Origin of the sequence: uncultured Granulicatella sp. (assembly GCF_963515615.1) — a bacterium.
GTDB lineage: Bacteria > Bacillota > Bacilli > Lactobacillales > Aerococcaceae > Granulicatella.
The window spans coordinates 1-23,210 of the sequence record NZ_CAUPZT010000014.1; the positions used below are offsets into that span (position 1 = coordinate 1).

Genomic DNA, 23,210 nt, shown 5'->3' on the forward strand with positions numbered 1-23,210 from the left:
ATTGATAACAACTTCGCCACTTGTTGGTTCAGATAAACTTGATAAGCAACTTAGTAAAGTAGACTTCCCAGAACCGCTGACACCAAGTATTGATACAAAATCTCCATAATTGACAGATAAAGAAATATCTTTCAAAATAGAAACAGTTTTGTCTTGTCCTAACAAAAACTCTTTTGAAAGGTTTGAGACTTTAACAGCTACATTATTACCCATAACAATTCCTCCTGATCCCATTGTCATCTTAGAATTAATAATACTATATTGGTTCTATACTCTATATGGTTGATGGGAAAATCCACCAATCCTATTTGACAAAAAGCCATTTAAACACGTAACAAAAGATAGGAATAAAAATAGTTTTGTTGTGAAAGTACATGAGACTCGCTTGCGAGGCTGCTGGCGACCTCACAAACAAATAAGATCTTTCTTCCTATCTTTTAAGTTTAATAGCGTTCTCCTACTAAAAATTTTAAATATACGTAACCAAAAAGGAATAACCTAGTTTTTTTGGTATGTTATTCCCTTTTACTTATAAATTAGCTAATTCAGCATTCAATGCTTGATGAATGTGTTGGTTCTTGATTCGTAAAAATGTTCCTTTTGTTCCTAAACTTCTACTTTCAAGTACCCCTGCAGATTCTAGTTTACGAATCGCATTTACAATAACCGTACGTGTGATATCAAACTCTTTGGCAATTTTCAATGCTGTAAATCGTAATTCAATTCCTTCAAATAAAGATAAAATAATTTTTATCGCTTCAATTTCACTATAAGAAAGAGATTTTAACGCTAAATGAACATTTTGTTTTTCACGGTTTTCTTGTTCAATTCGTTTTGTTTGCCAGTGCAATAACTCGGTTCCAATTGCGGTTGCTGCATGCTCTGCTAAAATCAAATCTCCCGCTGAAAACGATTCTTTAGCTTTCCCCATCACAACAAATCCTAAACGGTTCCCAGAAGCGTATATTGGAATAATCGTTGTTTTTGCTTCAAGATATTCCTGTTTCAACTCTACTGGAAAAATCGTTAATTCAGCATCTACTGAAATATTTTCTAAATTTGTTTCAATAGAATTCAAAGCATTCATATAAAAATCAGGAAATTGTCTTGTTGAAACATATTCATGCATACGAGCATTATTTAACTCGAATTGATCATGCACCCCTAAAATTCTTCCTTCTGGTGAAGCAATAAATAAATCTACTTTCAATAGTGTTCCTAATACACCACATAAAGTATTAAATGGTAAATCAGCTTTTTCATCTAATGTCCATAAATTATCATATTGTAAAACCGTATTGATTTTTCTTAAATCCTTTAGTACTTGTTGCAATGTTTTCTCTCCTTCCTATAAAATATAACGAGTTAAATCACGATCAGCTGTAATCGTATTTAATTTTGATTCGACATATTGCTCTGTAATTTGAATACTTCCCATTTGCATTTGAGGAGCTTCAAATAATAATTCTTCTAATAAAGTTTCTAGAATCGTATGCAATCTTCTTGCGCCAATATTTTCCATATTACTATTCACTTCAAAAGCTGTTCTAGCAAGTGCTGACACAGCTTCTTTTGTAAAGATAACTTCAACATTTTCAGTAGCCAATAATGCTTTATATTGTTTTAATAGAGCATTTTTAGGTTCTGTTAAAATACGTTCAAAATCTTCTTTTGATAAATCTTGTAATTCTACACGAATTGGGAAACGACCTTGTAATTCAGGCATTAAATCGCTTGGTTTAGCAACATGGAAGGCTCCTGAAGCAATAAATAAAATATGATCTGTTTGAATGGCACCATATTTAGTTTGAACTTGGCTTCCTTCTACAATAGGTAAAATATCCCTTTGAACCCCTTCTCTAGAAACTTCCCCGCCATTATGTCCTTTTGCAGCAATTTTATCAATCTCATCAATAAAAATAATTCCTGATGTTTCTGCTAATTTTAATGCCTCTGCATGTACATCATCTTTATTCACTAATTGATCAGCTTCTTGTTCCGTTAAAATATCTAACGCTTCTTCTACACTAACTGTACGTTTTGAACGTTTTTTAGGTGTCATTTGGTCTAACATGGATTGGATTTGCATCATTTGCTCCATTCCATTCGAATTGCCTGCCATACGTAATGGTTTTTCTTCTACTTCAATCGTAACTTCTTGATTTTTTAATAAACCATTTCTCAATTGTTGCTCAATTTCACGTCTTGATGCAGCAATTTCCTCTGTTACTTCTTCTTTTTCCTCTTGTGGTAGGTCTGTTTTTGGTAAGCCCATTGATTGGAATAAATTCATTAGAGAATCTTGTTGAGGATTTGCCACTTTTTTCATGATTCCAGGTTTTAGAATTTTGGCTAATTTACGTACAGCTTTATCATAAGCTTGCGGACGTACATCTTCTTGCTTTTGTTTCTGAACAATACTAATCGCATTTTCAACTAAATCACGAACCATCGATTCTACATCACGACCAACATATCCCACTTCTGTAAATTTAGTAGCTTCTACTTTAACAAATGGTGCATCCACTAATTTTGCTAAACGTCTCGCTAATTCTGTTTTCCCTACACCTGTTGGTCCAATCATTAATAAGTTTTTTGGTGTCACTTCTTTTTGCATTTCTTCATCTAATAATAATCGACGATAACGATTACGTAGAGCAACTGCTAAAGCACGTTTTGCACTAGCTTGACCTACAATAAATTGGTCTAATTCTTGTACGACCTCTCTAGGTGTCTTACTAATTTTTGAATTCATTTTCCCGTCTCCTATACTACTTCTGTAATAATTGCATCATTTGTATACACATCAATTTCTGAAGCTACTTTTAAACTTTCTCTTGCAATATCTTCTGCACTTAAATTTTCATCCCCAAATCGTAATAAAGCTCTAGCAGCTGATAAAGCAAAGTTTCCACCTGAACCAATTGTTAAAATCCCATCATCTGGTTCAATCACTTCACCTGTACCTGAAACTAATAATAATTGATCTTTATTCATTACAATTAGCATCGCTTCTAATTTTTGTAAGGTACGGTCAGTTCTCCATTGTTTTGCTAGTTCAATAGCTGCACGTTGCAAATTCCCTTTAAATTGCTTTAATTGGTCTTCAAACATTTCTTCTAACGTAATCGCATCTGCAACCCCACCAGCAAACCCAACGACTACTTCACCACCAAAAATACGTCTAATTTTTCTAGCGCTACCTTTCATAATGATTCTTTCACCCATGGTAATTTGACCGTCACCTGCAATAGCAGATTGATTTCCTTTTTTAACGGCACATATTGTTGTCATTTCAAAACCTCCTATGGTTTATGATTAAATTTGGATGCATCAAAAGTATCTTCCTCTTGTTTTGCTCTTGGAAAATATAATTGATAATTTTGTTGTAAAGCATCTTTTGTGACATGTGTATAAATTTGAGTAGAGCTTAAACTAACGTGCCCTAATAATTCTTGAACAGTTTTCATATCTGCTCCATTATTTAATAAATGAGTCGCAAAAGTATGTCTCAACATATGCGGATGAATTTTCAATTGTAATCCACTTTCTTGTAATAATTGATTTAAAATATATCGAACACCTGTTGTTGTTATCGGATCGCCTAAATGATTCACGAATACAGAAGCATGTTCTTTATTATATTGGCTCATTAAAGAAGAACGACTTGCTTCTAAATAAAGCTGTAAAGCTTCAGTAGCAAAATCTCCGATTGGAACATAACGTTCTTTTGAACCTTTCCCTATGACTAAAATAACGCCATTTTTTAAATCTAATTGCTGTAAAGTTAATTCAGTTAATTCACTCACTCGCATCCCTGTAGCATATAATACTTCAATTAACGCACGATTACGTTGGTCTAAAGGCTGATTTCCATCAATGGAAGCAATAAATTTTTCCATCTCATCTTCATAAAAAAATTCAGGAAGTCGTTTTTGGCCTTTTTTATAAGAAACACTTGCAAACGGATTTTCTTCAACAAGTTCATGTTCTAATAAGTATTGATAGAACGAACGAAGGCTTGATAAAAATCGTGAGATACTGGAACGATTATATTGTTGCTGATGTAATTTTCCAAGATAAATTCGCACGTCCACGGCTGTAACTTCTGATAATTGTGTTAATGGAATTTCTCTTAAAAATCTCAAAAATTGTTCAATATCTCGTTGATACGCTTCGACTGTTTTTATCGAATATCTTCTCTCGACTGTTAAATATTGAATAAATGCATGAAATTGTTCTTCCATTTAACGACATCCTTTCTCCGTATAAAACTGTAGCATAGTTTCTAATAACTGACAACTAAATTGTCAAAATTTTTCAAACAATTTTCACTACAAAAAAAATCTCCTTTTTATTTTTGATTAGGGAAGAATTTCTTTTATCAGTTAGTATTAGAATCTAACTGTAATCCAAGAGATAAATAATTCTTTTTGTAGTTATAGTAATAGGATTTGCGATAGCAGAAACTATTACAGGTAAATTTGAGACCAAGGCTCAAATTTAAGCTATGAGACACCAAAGGTGGCTGCTAGCGTCCTAAACTACCCAAAAAGAATTATTTATCTCTTGGATTATTACGAAAAAAAGAAGCCCTGCGGCTTCTTCTCATCATCATTATTTTTGAATTTCTTCTTTATAATCGCATTGGCTACATACAATTTGTTTGCCACTTTTTACTTTCTTTTCTACAAGATAGTGAGAACATTTCGGACAATCTCTCCCTACTGGTTTATCCCATGAGACAAATTCGCATTCAGGATAACGATCACACCCATAGAATAAACGATTCTTCTTCGATTTTCGCTCAATCACATGCCCTTGATGACAATGCGGACAAGTTACCCCAATCTCTTTTACAATCGCTGCAGTATGACGACAATCAGGGAAATTACTACAAGCATAGAACTTTCCAAAACGTCCTAATTTAATCACCATTGGATTTCCACAAACTTCACAGTTAAATCCTGCAGGTTCATCTTTAATTTGAACTTTCTCAATTTGAATTTCCGCTTTATCCACTTCAGCTTTAAACGGTTGATAGAAACGATCGATTACTTGAACCCACTCTTGTTTACCTGCTTCAATTTGATCTAATTCTGATTCCATTTCAGCAGTAAATCTTGTATCTACAATATTCGGGAAATAATTTTGAATTATTTGATGAACAATTTCTCCCAATTCTGTTGGCTCAAAACGTTTCGTTACCAATTTGACATAATAACGTTTTTGAATTGTTTCAATCGTTGGCGCATAAGTTGAAGGACGTCCAACTCCAATTTCTTCTAATGTTTTAATTAAAGTTGCTTCTGAATATCTTGCAGGTGGTTGAGTAAAGTGTTGCTCTGGCTCTAATTTTTGAACAGATACTGTATCTCCCTCCACTAATTCAGGTAAAACATTAGATTTTTTAGAATCGGCATTATCTTGATACACTTTTTGATATCCAGCAAATTTAATGGTAGAACCATTTGCTTTAAATACTTGTTGATTTTGCTCTAATTCAACTTGAACCGTATCATAAACAGCTGCAGACATTTGACTTGCCACAAATCTAGACCAAATTAATGTATATAATTTTAATTGATCTTTTGTTAAATAAGACGCAATAGAATCAGGAGTTCTCATAACAGATGAAGGACGAATCGCTTCGTGGGCATCTTGAGCTCCTTCAGAAACTTTTGTGGAACGTGTTGAGTTTGAATATTCACTACCAAACTCAGATAAAATATAAGATTTTGCTTCGTCTTTAGCAGTTTGAGAAATACGAGTTGAATCAGTACGCATATACGTAATTAAACCGACTGAACCTTGTCTTCCTAGCGATACCCCTTCATACAATTGTTGAGCAACCATCATTGTTTTACGAGTTCTAAAGTTTAATTTATTGGAAGCATCTTGTTGCAAGCTACTTGTTGTAAATGGTGCAGCAGGATTTCTTCTTCTTTCTTTTTTCGTAACTTTTTGAACAGTAAATGGTGATTTTTCATCAATTTCTTTCAATACTTGATTCACTTCATCTTGAGATTTTAATTCAACTTTTTCAGCAGTTGTTCCATAATAACTAGCTGAAAATTTCTTTGTTGATTTTTGGAAAGTCGCATCTAAAGTCCAATATTCTTCTGGAACAAAAGATTGAATTTCTCTTTCTCGATCGATAATTAATTTTACAGCGATACTTTGTACACGACCAGCACTTAAGCCTTTTTTAACTTTTTTCCATAAAATTGGAGAAATTGTATATCCTACTAGGCGGTCTAAAATACGTCGAGCTTGTTGTGCATCAACTAAATCCATATCTAAATTTCTTGGATTTTTAAAGGCTTCTTTTACAGCATCCTTTGTAATCTCATTAAATTCTACACGAATCGGTTTAGTCGTATCTAATCCTAATAAATGTGCTAAATGCCATGAAATAGCTTCCCCTTCTCTATCCGGGTCACTTGCAAGGTAAACAGCATCGGCTTTACTCGCCTCTTTTTTCAAAGATTTGATTAAATCCCCTTTTCCACGAATAGAAATATAATGAGGCTGATACTGATTTTCAATATCAATTCCCATTTTACTTTTCGGTAAATCACGTAAGTGACCTTTACTTGCCACTACTTTAAAATTTTTCCCTAAATATCTTTCAATTGTTTTCGCTTTTGTTGGTGATTCGACAATCACCAAGTTTTTCTTAACCATATCGAAACTCCCTTCACAGAAGTATATGCTTGTTTTCAATAATCGTTATTCATCATAGCGAACGAAAGTTTGTTTGTCAAATCAAAAAACTAAACTATTTAAAATTTTATAGAAAATAATGAAGAGAATCTAAAATATCATTCGCATTTCTTATCGGAAATGCTCCAGCAGTAATCAGTTCATTTGTCCCTTTTGAATATTCACTTGTAATATTACCAGGCAAAGCAAATACTTGACGATTTTCACTTAAAGCAACATTAGCCGTAATTAAACTTCCACTATGCAGTTTCGCTTCAATCACGCATAATCCATGGCTTAATCCTGCAATGATTCGATTTCGATAAGGAAAATGAAATTTTAAAGGTGGACTATCTAATGGATATTCAGACAGTATTAGTCCTTTTTTCCCTATTGCATCATATAAACTTTGATTTTCCTTAGGATAGCAAATATTAATGCCATTTCCAATAACCGCAATCGTTTCACCATTTAAATCTAACGTAAGTTGATGTGCTAAACTATCTACTCCTCTGGCTAGTCCACTAATAATAGATACTTTTCTTTCAAGTATATCGGGTAGTAAATATTCTAACGCTTCTTTGCTATATTCTGTATGATTTCTTGCTCCAACAATTCCTATGGATAAACGATTAAATAACTCCAATCGTCCTTTATAAAATAACACAATTGGTGGCAAATAAATTTCTTTTAAACGTTTTGGATACAAAGCATCTTCGTACATCAAAAAATGTATCCCTTCTTTTCGATACTGTAATTCCAAACTGGCAAAATCTGTATTCCTTAGCCAATCAATCTCTTCTAAACTTAATTCCTGATGAATTGCTTCTAGTGTAAAAGTACCTTCTGTCCATTCATTTTGACATAAATGTTGATACAACTCCCATCTTTGTTGACTACTCCCTTTATCCCTCATTGCTAGAGCAATCATTAATGTTCGTCTTGTCCATTCCATAAAAATAACCTTCTTTCTCGAAATAACATTTCTACTTGTTATATACGAAAAAAAAGGATAAAAATATTTTTTTATTGTAAAAAATCTTTAATTGGAGCAAAAGTTTTTCGATGAATTGGACAAATTCCTTTTGTATGTAATCCTTCCAAGTGTTTTGGCGTTCCATAACCTGCATTATTAGAAAAATCATAGCCAGGATATAATTCATCAAATTCTTGCATCATTTGATCACGTACTTGTTTTGCAACAATACTAGCTGCTGCAATCGATATACTCTTGGCATCTCCTTTAATGATGCCAATTTGAGGTGTATTCACATCAATTTTCATCGCATCAATTAATAAATAATCCGGTTGAATCTTTAATTCACTAACTGCTTGTTGCATTGCTAAACGACTAGCTTGATAAATATTGACTTGGTCAATAATATCTGCATCCACAATTCCAATACCAATGGCAATAGCTTTTTCTTGAATGAGTCGATAAATTTCTTCTCGTTTAGAAGCAGATAATTTTTTGGAATCATCAAATCCTAAATCTTCAATATTTTTCGGTAAAATAACTGCTGCAGCTACTACAGGCCCTGCTAATGGACCACGTCCCACTTCATCAACACCTGCAATAAAACTAGCACCTTCTTGATAAGCTAATCTCTCATAATATTGCATCTCAATAAAATGTTCTGCACGTTTTTGTTCTTTTTCAATTCTTTTTTGACACGATTTGAGGGCTGTTTGTACTCCTTTTCTCATATCTAAACTTAATTGTTGAAACATGGGATCTTCAATAGTATGAATGGAACTTAGGATTTCTTTAATCTGACTAATGGTATATTTTTCAGTCATTTTATACACCTTCCAAACTAATTGGTGCAGTATCTAATGTATATCGACCTAATTTACCACCACGAATGTCAAAAATAATACGCTCACTTGCACGTTCGTAATCATCTTTGAATCCTAACTTTTTCGTAATGAGTAATAATAAATCCACATCAGATAATTCTAAATCAGATTCACTTAACCCATAAGGCTTTCTTAAAGCATCTGTATAGTAAGTTCTAAAAATATTAATCGCAAATAACGCCACATCATCCATATGTAATAAAGAATCTTTAATAGCTCCTGTTACAGCTAATTTATTCCCAATCTCTTGATTATCAAATTTTGGCCATAAAATACCAGGCGTATCTAATAACTCAAAATCATTACCAATTTTTAACCAACGTTGTCCTTTCGTAACTCCAGGACGATTCGCGGTTTCAGCTTGATTTTTTTGAATCATTCGATTAATAAATGTTGATTTTCCAACGTTTGGAATTCCTAAGACCATTAAACGAATCGGACGAGGACGAACGCCTTTTGCGGCTAATTTTTCAAATTCTTCAGCCATCAATGCTTTAATCGCTGCTTTTACTTGATTCAAGCCCTTACCATCTTTAGCTTCAACTGTTAAAACTTCAATACCTTCTTCTTGATAATAGTTCATCCATTTCTTTGTTTGAATAGGATCGGCTAAATCCGTTTTATTTAATAGCATTAATTGTTTCTTTTGTCCTTTAATCTCATTTACGATTGGATTACGACTTGATTCCGGGATACGTGCATCCACTAATTCAATTACAACATCTACTAACTTTAGTTTTTCAATTGCTTCTCTTTTAGCTTTTGCCATATGTCCAGGATACCATTGTATCGTTGCCATCAATTTCACCCTTTCTTACTACTTGTAACTTTATTCTGAATTATTTTAACATACTCCTTTTTTATTTCAAAATTATTCATAGTCACAAGCGAACTTTTAGTGTATAATCACAATACTATTTTTATTTTGAAAGGAAGAAAATATGAAAAAATTGATTCAACTAATCGATAAGTTCGATGGACCTCAATCAACATTAAGTAATGAAGAATTTTTTATTCGTGAAAAACTATTACTATATCTAAAACTATTTTGGATATTTTCCATTGTTATTTTTGTCTTATTAGGCATCATCGTCAGTATTTCTTATTTCTTCTATTTCTTTTATTATGCCATTATTTTATGGATAATTACGAAAGTGTTAGATGTGTTGCTATATTTTTACTTGAAAAATAAATGATACGCTTATTAAGGTTCAATTATTCCATTAAATAATTGTTCGCACTTTTCTTCTATTAAGGCTTTATTGACTAATTTTTCTATCCATTCTTTAGGAATGGATTCAAAAGAATATTTAGCTCCAGCTAGTGTACCTGTAATGGCAGCAATTGTGTCTGTATCTTCTCCAAGATTAACGGCTTTTAAAACAGCATCTTTAAAACTATTCGTTGTTCCTACACACCATAAACAAGCTTTCAGTGTGTCCACCACATAACCTGTAGATTTGATTTCCTCACGGCTTTTATGATAAAATTCTTCATCAAAAATTTCCTTAAAATGATTTTCATATTCTTCCCAGTACTCAGAATTTTGGCTAAATATTTCTTCTAATTTTATTTGAACGGAATCTAATACTTCTGGAAGTGAGTCATTAAATAGCATATCTTTTAATAGAAAAAGATAGATAATCGAGGCAACAATAGACCTTGGATGCCCATGAGTTACTGTCGTATATTTTTTAATGACTTTAACTTGATTTATTAGATTAAAATTTTTCAACAATAGAAAAACTAAAGGAGAAATTCTCATTAAAGCTCCATTACCATTAGACCTCTCATCTTTCCCACCACACACTTCTGGTGAAATCCCTGATAAATATCTCTCAATAGCTTCATTTGTTGCAATACCTATATCAAAAAAATATCCAAAAGGTGTTAAATAGCCATCACGATAAGATACAAATTTATCCATTAAGATACTTAAATCTGATTTTTCACCTAAATGTTCCATTAAGGCTAATGTCAATGAAGTATCATCAGACCATGTTCCAGGAGGTTGGTTATAAGTTCCATAACCTACCATATCTGTAATGCTATAAGTATCTCTTTTTTCAAACTCCACTGGAACTCCTAACGCATCTCCAACAACAAGACCATAAATAACAGCTGAAATCATCGTTCTTAACGATTCTAGATTCTCCTGTTTATCCATACAATTGGATCCTCCTTTTACCCTATTATAACATAAATAAAAAGCCTTGAAGTGAGCTATCCTACTCCTTCAAGACTTCCTAATATTGATTATCCCATTGTTGCTTTAAATTTAACTTTCTTAATTTTAAAATCAATTCCCTTTTCTTGAATTGTCTTTTTAAAATCTTGAACAAAAACACGAGCATCATTATCAATTTGAATATAAAGCTCGTAACCTTCCTCAGCTTTCTTTACTTCTACATTGGAAGATTGATATTGTTTTAAATTACAGTGACGATGAATATCATGTATAACATTTAAGTGACTAATGATACCAGTAATATTTAATTGATACATTTGTCGATTCACACTAATTTTACGATGCGTTAATAATTGAACAATTACTACAACTGCACAACACGCACTTCCAAAGAACCAGAAGCCTCCACCTATTGCCATTCCAATCCCAGAAGTTGCCCATAAACCAGCAGCAGTTGTTACACCACTAACACGCATATCACGCATATAGATAATACCACCACCGATAAAACTGATACCACTAACTACTTGAGCAGCAATACGAGTAGTATCTGCTGCGTCAGGAGTTTCCCAAAAAGCTTCTTTGGAAACAATCATCATTAAAGCAGAAGCTAGTGCAACAATGACATGGGTTTTCACCCCAGCCTGTTTATTACGTGATTTACGTTCATAACCAATCGCCCATCCGCATAAACATGCAATAATAATGGATAAAAAATGACGTAATTCTAACAAAGCATCAAATTGATGTACAAATATTTGATCCATTTAACTTCTCCTTTGTCTACTAAATACCATTCCCATAGAATGTATTCAATCGTATAATTTTTCAAAGAAAAAGTCAAGCTGAACGCTGTGGGTGACATAATATTTTAGCTTTTTTACATGGATTTAACCACCAATACTTTGATATTTCTTTAGCCCTTGTTTCCAAAAGAATTGATAAACTAAATAAAAAATAATCCATCCTGAACTAACATTCATTAATGTTTCTAAAGTAAATCGATTAGTACTTAGTAATAACTCATGTACAGGAAAATATCCTATAAAACTAAATGGTATAATCATTAATACAGCTTTTAACCATTGAGGATAAATTGAAATTGGATAATTGGCAAGTTGAGAAACTTCCCAAAAAATACTTTTAAGCCCATCATTTGATACCCACCAAAATGCAGTAGTACTTAAAAATAAATAAATAGTATATCTAACAAAAATAGAAGAAAGTATAAAGAAAAATAATTTAATAAAGAAGATAACTGTCCATAAGCCAGATATTTGAGTGATTGATCCTATTAATAACAATAAAGCTACTACCGTTTCAAATACAGATTCTTCATCTAGTTGAAAAATAATAAATTGAAATAAAATATTTAAGGGTCTTACTAAGAAAATATCTAACTCTCCACTTTGAATCATATATGGAATTTCAAGTACAGTTACAAAGAAAATCTCCCATAACGCATTTACTAACATCAAGTAAGAATAAAAAAATAACACTTCGTATCCACTAAACTCACCTAAAAATCCTGTATTCATAACAATAATATAAAGAACAAATAAGGTTGAAATTGTTTCTAAAAAAAAGCCCATATTTCCTAAAATAAAATCAATAGGATACATCATTATTCGTTTGATATCCATTCTTATAAATTCAGTATAAATTTTTCTATAAAATTTTAACGAACGAATCATTATGTTACCCTCCCATAATTTCAAGTTTTGAGTAGACTCTTTTTTGTACAATGAATAAAACTAAGAGAAAGAAAAGAATCCAACAGAATTGAATTAAAAGTGCAGTCGTATAAGAAAATAATTGACTTCCACTTAATATTGCACTAGGAAAATATTGTAATGCAACAAAAGGCAGTTTTAATACAATTAATCTTAAGGGTTCAGGATAAATATCTATCGGTAAAACTCCCCCTCCAAGTAATAATATTAAGCCAGAAATTAAACTTTTAGTTCCATTTATACTAATTAAATACGGAGAAAGTAATCCTATAATATGACCAATAATTAATGAAAGTATCCAACTAAAACATAAAGAAAGTAATGCCAACAAAAGAACACCATTCACAGTTATGAGATTTATTTTGAAAAAAATAATATAAATAACCCAAATTGGAATAATTCGATAAATAATTTTATAAAAACTATTTCCAATTTGAATAGAGGAATTGACTAGAAACAGCATTTGTGGACGCTGTAAATAATTAGCTATTGTTCCCTTTAAAATAATATGATTCATAAAATCAGCTGAAGAAAATAAAGGTAATAAAGACGATAATGTTAAAGCAAACATAGAATAAATAATAATTTGTTGTGTATTCATTCCATTCGTTTTTTCAACATATGTCCAAATATAATATTGAATTACAATAGCGATAAATGTACTCATAATCGTCATGACATTATTCATGCGATATTTTTTACTAGACTTAAACTGGTAAAGTATGTATGCTAATAAACCTTTCATTCTAACACCCTCTTTACCGTCATTAATTCAGATAAACTTAAATGAACAACTTCTAACTTATCAGCATGATAATTATTTTGAATAAATTCAATAGCTAATTCTTCTGAAATTTCACGAGTATCAAAAAAATATTCAGTAGAAAAAATATTCTTTGCTAATACTTTTATAGTTGAATTCTCTATCAATTCATGCTGTCCTTGTTCGTGATAAATGATAACTTTTTTCAAATAAGAATATTGGTTTTTAAACTCATCAATACTTCCTTGATATGCATTGATGCCTTTGTTCAGAATAATAATTCTTTGACAAACTTTCTCAATCTCTTGAAAGTCATGACTGGTAATCATGAATGTCGTATTTTTTTGCTCATTAACTTTTAAAATAATTTCCATCATTTTTTGTTTTGTTTGAACATCAATACCAATTGTAGGTTCATCTAAAATGACTAACTTAGGAGAATGAAGCAAAGCACAAACAAATTCTCCACGCATACGTTGTCCTAAAGAAAGTTCTCGTACTGGTTGATTAATATATGCTCTTACCTCTAATTCATTTATTAACCATTCTAACCATTTATCATCTTCAACAGAGGTTTTAGAATAAATTTTTTGTAAAAATTTGAAAGAATCTAACAATGGTAAATCCCACCAGAGATGAGATTTCTGTCCAAACATAACTCCAATTTCAGAAGCATTTTTTCGACGATTCTTGAACGAATCTTTTTCAAAAACTGTTACATTACCAGAATCTGCAGGGATAATTCCTAATAACATCTTTATTGTCGTAGATTTTCCAGCACCATTCTCACCAATATAACCAACAATTTCCCCTTCGTTAATTTCTAAATTTAAATCATGAATAACTGTTTTCTTTGCCTTTTTTGTAAATAATTTTTCTGTAAAAGACTTTTTTAATTGTATATCTGAATCTATATATTCTTTATATACATTTTCAAAACGAATCATACTCTTCTCCATATATCATAAATAAAATTTTATCCGTACAGGCACTCTATGCACACACCACCAAAGACTTCTCATAGTAGTAATGATATGAGACTCGCAAATGCGAGGCTGCTTCCGTCCCTTACTACTATTTTAGAAGTCACTATACAACATCATAAACGAAGAGGCTCTCTATGCTCCACACCCCAATGACTTCTCATAGTAGTAATGATAAAAGTATCCTAATAGGATACTTTTATTGGGGAAATTTGAGACCCTAGGCTCAAATTTTAGGAATGAGACTTGCAAGTGCAAGGCTGCTTCCGTCCCTTACTACTATATTTGAAGTCATTACAAAAACTAAAGTTACTTTTTGAAGAAATTCCTCATCGTAAACAATGGTTTACTACGTACAATATTTTCTTCTCCAACAAATGTACGCATTTCTTTTAAACATTTACCCGCATTTTTTACAACAAAATTAAAAGAACCAGCAGATTTCGTATCAATAAAGAAACCACGAATATAACGATCCTTAAAGAAAATTTGCGCACGTACCTTTTCAATCTCATTCCAAGGAATTTGAATATAATCCTCCGGATTTTTTTCATTATAAAACTCAAAAGCTCTATCCCCAACAAGAATATCACCATGCTTATTTCCAATCCAACCAACAAATGCATTTGCTTTCGTTGTATAAATAACTTTTGTATTTAATGACTGTGCCATACCATTCTCCTTTTTTACTAAACTGATAAATCTATTTTACCATAAAACAAAAAAAGATGAACAGACATTTAAATCTGTTCATCTCAAAATCGTAACTTATTACATAATTCCTGTTACACGACCAAGAATACCTAATGCAAATAATGCAAAAATAATTAAAATTGGACTTACTTTACGTTTTAATAACCACATACATGCGAATGTTAATAATAAAGCAGCGAAACCTGGAATTAATTGGTTTAAGTTGTCTTGTAATGTAGTAACTTTTTCAGGAGATAATGATGTACCACCTGCTAATGCAGATAAGATTTTTTGTAATGTTGAACCATCAACAGCTCCATCAGGGAATTGAATGTATGCTCCTTCAGATAATTTAGCACGAGCAACCACTAATGGGAAGTTAATAGATGTCCAACGTTGAACTAAAATCCCCATTACGAACATCCCTAAGATTGAAGCACCTTTAGTGATTGTTTGTAAAATACCACCTGATAAGTCACTTGTAATTTCAGAACCTTTTTGATATCCAATTTCTTGTGTATACCATAAGAAACCGATACGGATTAAGTTCCAAGCAATAAAGAAGAATAATGGTGCAATTAATGAACCACCAGTTGCCAATGAAGCAGCAATTGCTCCAAGGATTGGACGAACTGTAAACCAGAATACTGGATCCCCAATACCTGCTAAAGGTCCCATCATACCAACTTTAACCCCTTGAATTGCAGCATCATCGATATCTGCTCCATTTGCTTTTTCTTCTTCAAGAGCTAATGTTACCCCAAGAATTGGAGCAGCAATATATGGGTGAGTATTAAAGAACTCTAAGTGACGTTTTAAAGCATCACTTGCATCTTGTTTGTTAGGGTATAATTTTTTAAGTGCTGGGATTAATGAGAATGCCCAACCACCATTTTGCATACGCTCATAGTTCCATGAACCTTGAAGGAACTGAGAACGTAACATAACGCTAATACGATCGCTTTTCGTTAATGAAACTTTTTTCTCTGACATATCTGTTCCTCCATTCTAGTAATCATTTAAAATATCACCAAGTGGGTCTCCTGAACCAGTATTTGATCCTGAACCACCTGAGTTATTTTTTTGTAAGTTTAAGTAAATGATAGCAATTGCTAAACCGATAATACCTGTTGCAATTAATGTTAATTCTTTAATTGGTGCTAATGCAAAACCTAAGAAGAAGAATGGCCATACTTCTTTAGTTGCCATTAAGTTAATAACCATTGCATAACCTACAGCTACTACCATTCCCCCACCAACAGTCATACCACCAGTAAACCATGCTGGTAATGAACCTAAAGCAGTTTGTACTGCTGCAGAAGGGATGAATAATAAAGCTCCTGCTGGAATTGCAATACGTAAACCTTGTGTAGCTAAAGCTACATAGTGCCAAAATTCAACACCACGGAAGTTTCCTTGTTCTGCTGCTCTATCAGCTTGGTGAACAAGTACAACAGATAATGTACGAACAAACATAGTTGTTACTAAACCAACAGTTGCTAGAGTGATAGCTGCTGCAATCGCAATGTTACGACCTTCTGTAGAGAAGTCACCGGCTTTTACATAAATAATGGCAGATGCTACTGAAGCTAACGCTGCATCGGGAGCAACCGCTGCACCGATATTAGCCCAACCTAAAGCTAATAATTGTAAAGCTCCACCTAAAATAATACATTCAGTTAAATGTCCTGTTGCTAATCCAATTAATGAACATGCAATAATTGGTTGATGGAATTGGAATTGGTCTAAAATACTTTCCATACCAGCTAAAAAGGCAACAACTAGGACTGCAATAATTGCTACAATATTAAAATCCATAATGACCTCCTATTAAATGCTTAATCCTTCGCCAGCTTTTGCAGCGATTAATTTGAATAAATCAGAAGGAGAATCTCCTGATACTTTTCTAACATCGAATTTTACGCCTAAATCACGTAATTTTTTATACGTATCAACATCTGCTTGGTCAACAGATAATACATTATTAATTTGAATTTTTCCAACTGAATGGGCCATAGAACCAATATTCAATTCTGGAATTTCTACACCTTTTTCGATAACTGCTAAAGCATCTTGTGGATTTTCAAATAATAATAATGCTTTTGTATCTCCAAAACGTGGATCGTTATATACTTGAACTAATTTATCCAATGGGATAACGTGAGCACGTACTCCAGGAGGAGCTGCTTGTTCAATTAATTTTTTACGTAAATCGTCTTTTGATACTGAATCAGAAACAACGATAATACGGTTTGGATTTGTTGCTTTAGTCCAGTTTGTCGCAACTTGTCCATGAAGTAAACGAGTATCAATACGAGCTAATACAAACTTAATTTTTCCATCCCCTAAAACTGTTCCTTCTGGAATAGCACCTTTTGATTCAACCGTTTGTTTTTCAGATACTTCTTCTTTCTTTTGCAATTCTTCAGGGCGAACTTTTACCCCATCAATTGCAGTTGGAGCAATCGCTTGCGCAATTTCGTGAGCAGTGTTCATTGATAAACGACTCGCATACGCTTCGATTAGCATTGGTAAGTTTAATCCAGCGACAATCGCACGATGTTCTGGAGCTTCTTCAAACAATTTATTTGCTTGATTGAATGGACTACCGCCCCATAAATCGACTAAGAATAAGATTTCTTCTGAATCAACTTTTGCAATGGCTTCTTGCAATTTTCTTTGCAAATCCTCTGGGCCTTCACTTGGCAAAAATACAACAGATTCAACTTTTTCTTGTTCACCAAAAATCATTGAACCAGATTGCTTAATACCTGCAGCGAATTCACCATGGCTTGCAATAATAATTCCAACCATAAGATATCCTCCTATAATATAATATTTAGTGTATACAGTTTTACACTAACAGGAGTGTATCATTTATTTTTCTATTTGTAAACGAAAACAAATTGGATATAACATTAAAGTATTTTTATGCTATATTTTACCCTTTAATTATTACGAAATTATTCCACAAAAAGAAAAAACTGGATGTTATAAATCCAGTTTTATTACTTTTATTCCGTATAAAGATAAGAATAATTTTTTTGTCCACCAAATTGATTCATTGGCCAAATGGTAAAAACAGCTTTTCCTTCAATAGCCTTTCGATCTATCAGTCCAATCATTCGGCTATCTCTTGAAACCCCTCTATTGTCACCCATTACAAAATATTTTCCTTCAGGAATCTTTGTTTCGCCAATTAAACTTTGTAATGTAAAGTCATCAATAAAAACCGTCTGTTTTTGTAATGCCTCTGTATTAATAAAAGGTTGTTCAATTTTTTTACCGTTGATATAAAGAACACCTTGTTTCATTTCTAATGTATCACCAGGCATTCCAATAACACGTTTAATATATTCAACATTTTCATCCGGAGCTTTTAATACGACCACATCAAAGCGATTAATATCTCCTATTTTGGATAAAATCATACGATCTCCATTATGTAATGTTGGATACATAGAAGCCCCACTAACTGTAAAAGGTCTTCCTAAGAAAATATAAACTGCCCCAACTATAATGAAAGCTACAATAAAAGACCATATCCATGACCAAATAATGGATAGTATAGATGGTTTTGAATAATATTCTTCTTGTTCCATTACTATTCCTCCTTATTATTCAGAGTATAAATAAGAATAATCCGTTTGACCACCAATTCGATTATACGGCCAAATCGTAAAGACTGCTTTTCCTTCGATTGCCGTTCTATCAATAAAGCCTATCATACGACTATCTCTTGATACACCACGATTATCTCCCATTACAAAATATTTTCCTTCAGGAACTTTTGATTCTCCCGTTAATTCTTGTAAAGTAAAATCATCAATATAGACTGTCTTGTTGATTAATATTTCTTTATTAATAAACGGTTGTTCAACTACTTGTCCATTAATGTATAATTTTCCTTCTTTTACTTCAATGGTATCTCCAGGCATTCCGATTACTCGTTTAATATACTCTTTATCTTGATCAGGAGCATGTAATACAACTACATCAAAACGATTGATTTTCCCTAATTTTGACATAAACATACGGTCAGAATTATGTAATGTAGGATACATTGATTGACCACTTACCGTAAAAGGTTTGCCAACAAAGATAAATAACAATGCTAGAATGGCAAAGGACACGGCAAAAGAGCCTAACCAACTAATTATTTCTTCCCATATTGTAGGTTTAGGAAGTTTTCTTTTACGCATATTACGTGGAATAAATGAACTTACTTCTTCCATGGAAAAACCTCCATTCTATTTTAGTAATTCTTTCGCAGCTTGATACTGTGTATCATTTTGTTGAATTAATTGTCTAACACTATTCATCAATTTCTGTGCTGTCTCTTCATCTACTTCTCCTGTTGCAGTTAATCCTTCTTTTTGTTGATAAGATTTTACTGCATCTTGAGTAGCAGCATCAAAATAACCGTCCGCTGTAACTGAGTATCCTAATCCTTTTAGAATTGTTTCAACAGAAAGAACATTTTGAGAGACTGAACCTACTTTTAACGTTTCTCTTGCATCAATAATTTTCAAGAATGCATAATCCGGTAAATTTACTTCTTTTGTTGGAGTTACCCCTTCTTTATGAATCCAATTTCCATTTGGAGTTAACCATTTAGCATTTGTATATTTTAACTCACTTTTATCCGAAATATCGATTACACTTTGAACAGTTCCTTTACCATAAGTTTTTGTTCCTACAATTTGTGCTCCAGCACCTTCTTTTAGCGCTGCAGCGAGAATTTCAGAAGCACTAGCACTTCCTTCGTTTACTAGTAGGACATAAGGTTGAGTAATTTTAAATTTTCCAATATCAGAAGAAGCTTTGTAAATCTTCTTCTCCCCAAATCTGTCCTCTACTTGAACGATTGGTTCACCATCTTTTAAGAACATATTAGCTACTTTATATGCTTGATCTAATAATCCGCCAGGATTGTATCGAACATCGAATACAAATGCTTTAGCACCTTTATTCGTTAGATCTTTCACCGCTTTTTCTAATTCTTCAGCAGTATTTTTCGCAAAACTAGTAATGCGAACATGACCAATGATTGCATCTTCTTTATCTAACTCAGCTTTTACAGTATTAATCGCAATGCTAGCTCTAGTTAATTTAACTTCTAAAGAAGTACCAGCACGTTCTATTGTTAGAACAACATCTGTTCCAACTTCACCACGTACTTTCTTCACAACTTCAGAAATAGTTTTCCCAGTCATATCTTCGCCATCAACTTTTGTAATGACATCATCAGCTTGAAGTCCCACTTGTTGAGAAGGACTTCCTTCCATAGTAGTACTAATGACAACACGGCTTTGATCGGATTTTAATTCAGCTCCTATTCCACCAAAGGATCCATTAACCGTTTCATCTAATTGAGCTGTCTCATCATTTACTAAATAAGTGGTATAAGGATCTCCAACTGATTCAGCCATCCCTTTAATAGCCCCTTGAATTAATTGTTCACTTGTAACATCTTTATCTAAATAATTTTGTTTTATATAATAAAATACTTTCTCAATTTGAAACAATTCACTTTTAGTAAATGCATGTACTTGAGCTTGGTTCCCAATTAGTTTTGGCAACTGTGTCCAAATGATACCAATCGTTAATCCTACAGAAACGATGATTGTTGCAATAATCGAAACAATAAAAACCCATAGCCGTATTCCTTTTTTAGGAGTTTGTACGACTTTTTCTTGATTTTCTTCCATATTTTTACCTACTTATTCACCATGATGAACTGTTTCTAAAGCAATTTCCATCATTTCATTAAATGTTTTTTCACGCTCTTCAGCTGTTGTTTCTTCACCTGTTAAAATATGGTCACTAATCGTTACAATTGCTAGAGCTTGTTTTTTATGTTGAGCTGCTAATGCATATAAACCGGCAGCTTCCATTTCAATGGCAAGTACGCCGTATTCTTGTAATTTTTGTTTGTTTAATTCAGCATTATAGAAACGATCTGAAGATAAAATATTTCCAACGTGTACAGTTGCGCCACGTTCTTTTGCTAAATGATAAGCTTTATCTAATAATTCAAATGATGCTAATGGAGCAAAGTTAACTTGTCCTTGGAAAATATTTGTGATAATCGATGAATCCGTTGTAGCTCCTTGAGCTAATACAATATCACGAACATTTACATCCGGTTGAATAGAACCAGCTGAACCAATACGGATAATCTTTTCAACACCAAATTCAGTATATAATTCCTTGGCATAAATCATCATTGAAGGAATACCCATTCCACTACCTTGAACAGATACTCGTTGTCCTTTGTATAAACCTGTATATCCAAACATATTTCTTACGCTATTATATTGTTCTACATCTGTTAAATAATGTTCCGCAATGTATTTTGCACGAAGTGGATCTCCTGGCATTAAAACAACCTCTGCGATTTGTCCTTTTATTGCATTAATATGTACACTCATGTGTGATCTCCTAACTGTCTTATAGACTTTTAAATTTTTCTTACTGTAGATATTCTACTATATTGTCATTAGAAATTGAAATAGAAAAAATAAATTCATTTGTTTTTAAATTAATTTTTTTTGCTTTAATCGTATTTCCTTCATGAAGTCCCGATAAATTTAGTAGAAAATACTGATTTTCCGTATTTAATTGAAACCATTCAGGAAACTCCATTTGTTGTAATCTACCTAATGCTAAAAATACTGGTAACGAGAAACCTCTTAATTGAACAGACTGTATTTTTAATTGTATAGCTCCTTCTTCGGTTACATATGGTACAGTCGTCATTTTATAAGGAACAGTAACCCCTAATGCTGTAGCATCACCAGTAATTTGAATGACTGAATCATTCATCACAAAGTTTGGAAAACTTGGATTTTCTATTTGATTCTTTTTCGTAACAATCTCTAAAATATTTTGAATTTCCGTTTTACTTAAAGTTACTTCCATCCAATTCTCTCCTTGCTCTAAAATTTGCGTTGTTGAAACTTGATGTTTAGTTCGGCTAGGAATTAATGAAGCAATCATTACGAATAAATTGATTGCTATTAAAGCAAAAAAAGCGATTTTCCAGTAATTCCTTTTCTTTTTAGTTCTTCTTAATAGTGTCATTCTATCACCTCTTTCATCTCATTACAGCAATTGATATAAAATCTTAATCTAATCTTCTAAAAGAAACGCTTGGAATACATTATTTCCTAAAAACTTTCCTTTATGAGTTAACGCAATTCCGTCTGTTGTTAATTGGATCAATTCCTGTTCTAACAGTTCCTCAATAATTTCTTGATAAATATCATTGATATTTCTTCCAAATCTTCTTTTAAATTCCTGGTTTGAAACACCTGATATTTTTCTTAATCCTAAAAACATAAATTCTTCGATTTGAGATTTTTTACTTAGTAGATCCTTTTGTAAAATTGGAAGTTGAGAATTCCGTAATGGTTCTAAATAATGTTGAATGGGACCACAATTTTGATAGCGTTCTTGATTTAAATAACCATGAGCACCAGCACCAAATCCTAAATACTCATCTGCTTTCCAATAATGTAAATTATGCCTTGATTCAAAACCTGGAAGTGCATAATTACTAATTTCGTAATGATGCCGTCCAAAACTTTCCATAGAATCCATGGCTAATTGAAACATATCTGCTTCTTCATCTTGTGTTGGCAAAGGAAGTTTCCCTTGTCTCATTAAATTATAAAAAACGGTCTTTTGTTCTAAAATTAATGAATAAATCGAATAATGTGGTAAATCTAAATCCATTGCTATTTTTAAACTATCTTCGAAATCTTGAATCGTTTGTTGAGGAAGTCTAAAAATTAAATCAATACTGATATTCTCAAATCCAAGTTTTCGAGCATTTCCTATGCTTTCTAAAACTGTCTTTTTACTATGTTTTCGTCCAATTTTTTTTAATAATTCATCATTAAAAGATTGAACTCCCATACTAATACGGTTAACCCCATATTCTTTCATCACTTCTAACCGTTCCATTTGCCCATCATCTGGATTTAATTCCATTGTAAATTCGCAATTCTTCTCTAATGGTAAATAGCGATGAATACCTTCAAATAAAGTTGCTAATTGCGTTGGCGTTAAAGTTGATGGTGTTCCTCCCCCGATATATAAAGTCTCTAAAGGAGAGATTGGGTGAGAGTCTGCTCGTAATTGCATTTCTCTTACTAATAAATCAACATATTCATCAACCGGTTGCCCCTCAATAAATACCTTATTAAAATCGCAATAATAGCAAATATGAGAACAAAATGGAATATGAATATAAGCTGCTCTTACTGCGTTCATTTGTT

25 protein-coding genes are annotated in these 23,210 nt (G+C 32.4%); 1 reads left to right on the top strand and 24 read right to left on the bottom strand.

What is annotated here, in order from left to right; genetic code table 11:
• From RYL55_RS03670 to ylqF, 9 genes are all read right to left on the bottom strand, one after another.
• On the bottom strand, positions 1 to 213 hold a 213-nt coding region (locus RYL55_RS03670), incomplete at its 3' end, for an ATP-binding cassette domain-containing protein (protein WP_314405098.1).
• Positions 214 to 529: 316 nt separating this feature from the next.
• Positions 530 to 1,333, bottom strand: a complete 804-nt coding sequence (codY, locus tag RYL55_RS03675; protein WP_314405093.1) for a GTP-sensing pleiotropic transcriptional regulator CodY — start codon at positions 1,331 to 1,333, stop codon at positions 530 to 532.
• Positions 1,334 to 1,348: 15 nt separating this feature from the next.
• Positions 1,349 to 2,755, bottom strand: a complete 1,407-nt coding sequence (gene hslU / locus RYL55_RS03680) for an ATP-dependent protease ATPase subunit HslU (protein ID WP_315007399.1) — start codon at positions 2,753 to 2,755, stop codon at positions 1,349 to 1,351.
• Positions 2,756 to 2,766: 11 nt separating this feature from the next.
• Positions 2,767 to 3,294 carry an HslVU peptidase proteolytic subunit gene (gene hslV, locus RYL55_RS03685; protein WP_006702671.1) on the bottom strand — a complete coding sequence of 176 codons (528 nt, stop codon included), beginning with the start codon at positions 3,292 to 3,294 and terminating at the stop codon, positions 2,767 to 2,769.
• Positions 3,295 to 3,305: 11 nt separating this feature from the next.
• Positions 3,306 to 4,247 carry a tyrosine recombinase XerC gene (gene xerC / locus RYL55_RS03690; protein WP_315007401.1) on the bottom strand — a complete coding sequence of 314 codons (942 nt, stop codon included), beginning with the start codon at positions 4,245 to 4,247 and terminating at the stop codon, positions 3,306 to 3,308.
• Between the two features lie 370 nt (positions 4,248 to 4,617).
• Positions 4,618 to 6,687, bottom strand: coding sequence for a type I DNA topoisomerase (gene topA, locus RYL55_RS03695; protein WP_315007403.1), 2,070 nt, complete (start codon positions 6,685 to 6,687; stop codon positions 4,618 to 4,620).
• A 106-nt stretch (positions 6,688 to 6,793) separates the two neighbouring features.
• Entirely contained in the window at positions 6,794 to 7,660 is an 867-nt protein-coding gene (gene dprA / locus RYL55_RS03700) for a DNA-processing protein DprA (protein ID WP_315007405.1), read from the bottom strand.
• Between the two features lie 71 nt (positions 7,661 to 7,731).
• On the bottom strand, positions 7,732 to 8,505 hold the full coding sequence (locus RYL55_RS03705; RefSeq protein ID WP_315007407.1) for a ribonuclease HII: 774 nt from the start codon (positions 8,503 to 8,505) through the stop codon (positions 7,732 to 7,734).
• Between the two features lies 1 nt (position 8,506).
• On the bottom strand, positions 8,507 to 9,364 hold the full coding sequence (ylqF, locus tag RYL55_RS03710; RefSeq protein WP_315007409.1) for a ribosome biogenesis GTPase YlqF: 858 nt from the start codon (positions 9,362 to 9,364) through the stop codon (positions 8,507 to 8,509).
• 142 nt (positions 9,365 to 9,506) lie between these two features.
• Between ylqF and RYL55_RS03715 the strand changes: the two genes are divergently transcribed.
• Positions 9,507 to 9,761, top strand: coding sequence for a hypothetical protein (locus RYL55_RS03715; protein WP_315007412.1), 255 nt, complete (start codon positions 9,507 to 9,509; stop codon positions 9,759 to 9,761).
• Positions 9,762 to 9,769: 8 nt separating this feature from the next.
• On the opposite strand, the gene RYL55_RS03720 is transcribed toward RYL55_RS03715, so the two are convergent.
• From RYL55_RS03720 to hemW, 15 genes are all read right to left on the bottom strand, one after another.
• A complete protein-coding gene (locus RYL55_RS03720) occupies positions 9,770 to 10,732 on the bottom strand; it encodes an ADP-ribosylglycohydrolase family protein (protein WP_315007414.1) in 963 nt (320 codons plus the stop codon).
• A gap of 89 nt (positions 10,733 to 10,821) precedes the next feature.
• Positions 10,822 to 11,520: an MgtC/SapB family protein gene (locus tag RYL55_RS03725; RefSeq protein WP_315007416.1), complete on the bottom strand. Its 699-nt coding sequence runs from the start codon at positions 11,518 to 11,520 to the stop codon at positions 10,822 to 10,824.
• Positions 11,521 to 11,643: 123 nt separating this feature from the next.
• On the bottom strand, positions 11,644 to 12,447 hold the full coding sequence (locus RYL55_RS03730; protein WP_315007418.1) for an ABC-2 family transporter protein: 804 nt from the start codon (positions 12,445 to 12,447) through the stop codon (positions 11,644 to 11,646).
• 4 nt (positions 12,448 to 12,451) lie between these two features.
• Positions 12,452 to 13,231 carry a hypothetical protein gene (locus RYL55_RS03735; protein WP_315007420.1) on the bottom strand — a complete coding sequence of 260 codons (780 nt, stop codon included), beginning with the start codon at positions 13,229 to 13,231 and terminating at the stop codon, positions 12,452 to 12,454.
• The gene (locus tag RYL55_RS03740) at positions 13,228 to 14,196 is read right to left on the bottom strand and encodes an ATP-binding cassette domain-containing protein (RefSeq protein WP_315007422.1); all 969 of its coding nucleotides are present in this window, start codon (positions 14,194 to 14,196) and stop codon (positions 13,228 to 13,230) included. The genes RYL55_RS03735 and RYL55_RS03740 overlap by 4 nt, the downstream gene beginning before the upstream one ends.
• Before the next feature lie 345 nt (positions 14,197 to 14,541).
• Positions 14,542 to 14,904 (bottom strand): DUF956 family protein, encoded by a 363-nt coding sequence (locus RYL55_RS03745; protein WP_315007424.1) that lies wholly within the window; start codon positions 14,902 to 14,904, stop codon positions 14,542 to 14,544.
• Positions 14,905 to 15,003: 99 nt separating this feature from the next.
• Complete coding sequence (locus tag RYL55_RS03750; RefSeq protein ID WP_315007426.1) at positions 15,004 to 15,918, bottom strand: PTS system mannose/fructose/sorbose family transporter subunit IID; 915 nt, start codon at positions 15,916 to 15,918, stop codon at positions 15,004 to 15,006.
• 15 nt (positions 15,919 to 15,933) lie between these two features.
• Complete coding sequence (locus RYL55_RS03755) at positions 15,934 to 16,743, bottom strand: mannose/fructose/sorbose family PTS transporter subunit IIC (protein WP_315007428.1); 810 nt, start codon at positions 16,741 to 16,743, stop codon at positions 15,934 to 15,936.
• 12 nt (positions 16,744 to 16,755) lie between these two features.
• Positions 16,756 to 17,739 carry a mannose/fructose/sorbose PTS transporter subunit IIA gene (locus RYL55_RS03760; protein WP_315007430.1) on the bottom strand — a complete coding sequence of 328 codons (984 nt, stop codon included), beginning with the start codon at positions 17,737 to 17,739 and terminating at the stop codon, positions 16,756 to 16,758.
• Positions 17,740 to 17,939: 200 nt separating this feature from the next.
• Positions 17,940 to 18,527: a signal peptidase I gene (gene lepB, locus RYL55_RS03765; protein WP_315007432.1), complete on the bottom strand. Its 588-nt coding sequence runs from the start codon at positions 18,525 to 18,527 to the stop codon at positions 17,940 to 17,942.
• A 15-nt stretch (positions 18,528 to 18,542) separates the two neighbouring features.
• Complete coding sequence (lepB, locus tag RYL55_RS03770; protein ID WP_315007434.1) at positions 18,543 to 19,160, bottom strand: signal peptidase I; 618 nt, start codon at positions 19,158 to 19,160, stop codon at positions 18,543 to 18,545.
• A gap of 15 nt (positions 19,161 to 19,175) precedes the next feature.
• Positions 19,176 to 20,636 carry a S41 family peptidase gene (locus RYL55_RS03775; RefSeq protein ID WP_315007436.1) on the bottom strand — a complete coding sequence of 487 codons (1,461 nt, stop codon included), beginning with the start codon at positions 20,634 to 20,636 and terminating at the stop codon, positions 19,176 to 19,178.
• A 12-nt stretch (positions 20,637 to 20,648) separates the two neighbouring features.
• Entirely contained in the window at positions 20,649 to 21,359 is a 711-nt protein-coding gene (deoD, locus tag RYL55_RS03780) for a purine-nucleoside phosphorylase (protein ID WP_315007438.1), read from the bottom strand.
• Positions 21,360 to 21,399: 40 nt separating this feature from the next.
• Entirely contained in the window at positions 21,400 to 22,011 is a 612-nt protein-coding gene (locus tag RYL55_RS03785) for a DUF2140 family protein (RefSeq protein WP_315007440.1), read from the bottom strand.
• A 48-nt stretch (positions 22,012 to 22,059) separates the two neighbouring features.
• Positions 22,060 to 23,205 carry a radical SAM family heme chaperone HemW gene (gene hemW, locus RYL55_RS03790; RefSeq protein WP_315007443.1) on the bottom strand — a complete coding sequence of 382 codons (1,146 nt, stop codon included), beginning with the start codon at positions 23,203 to 23,205 and terminating at the stop codon, positions 22,060 to 22,062.
• Positions 23,206 to 23,210 lie beyond the last annotated feature (5 nt).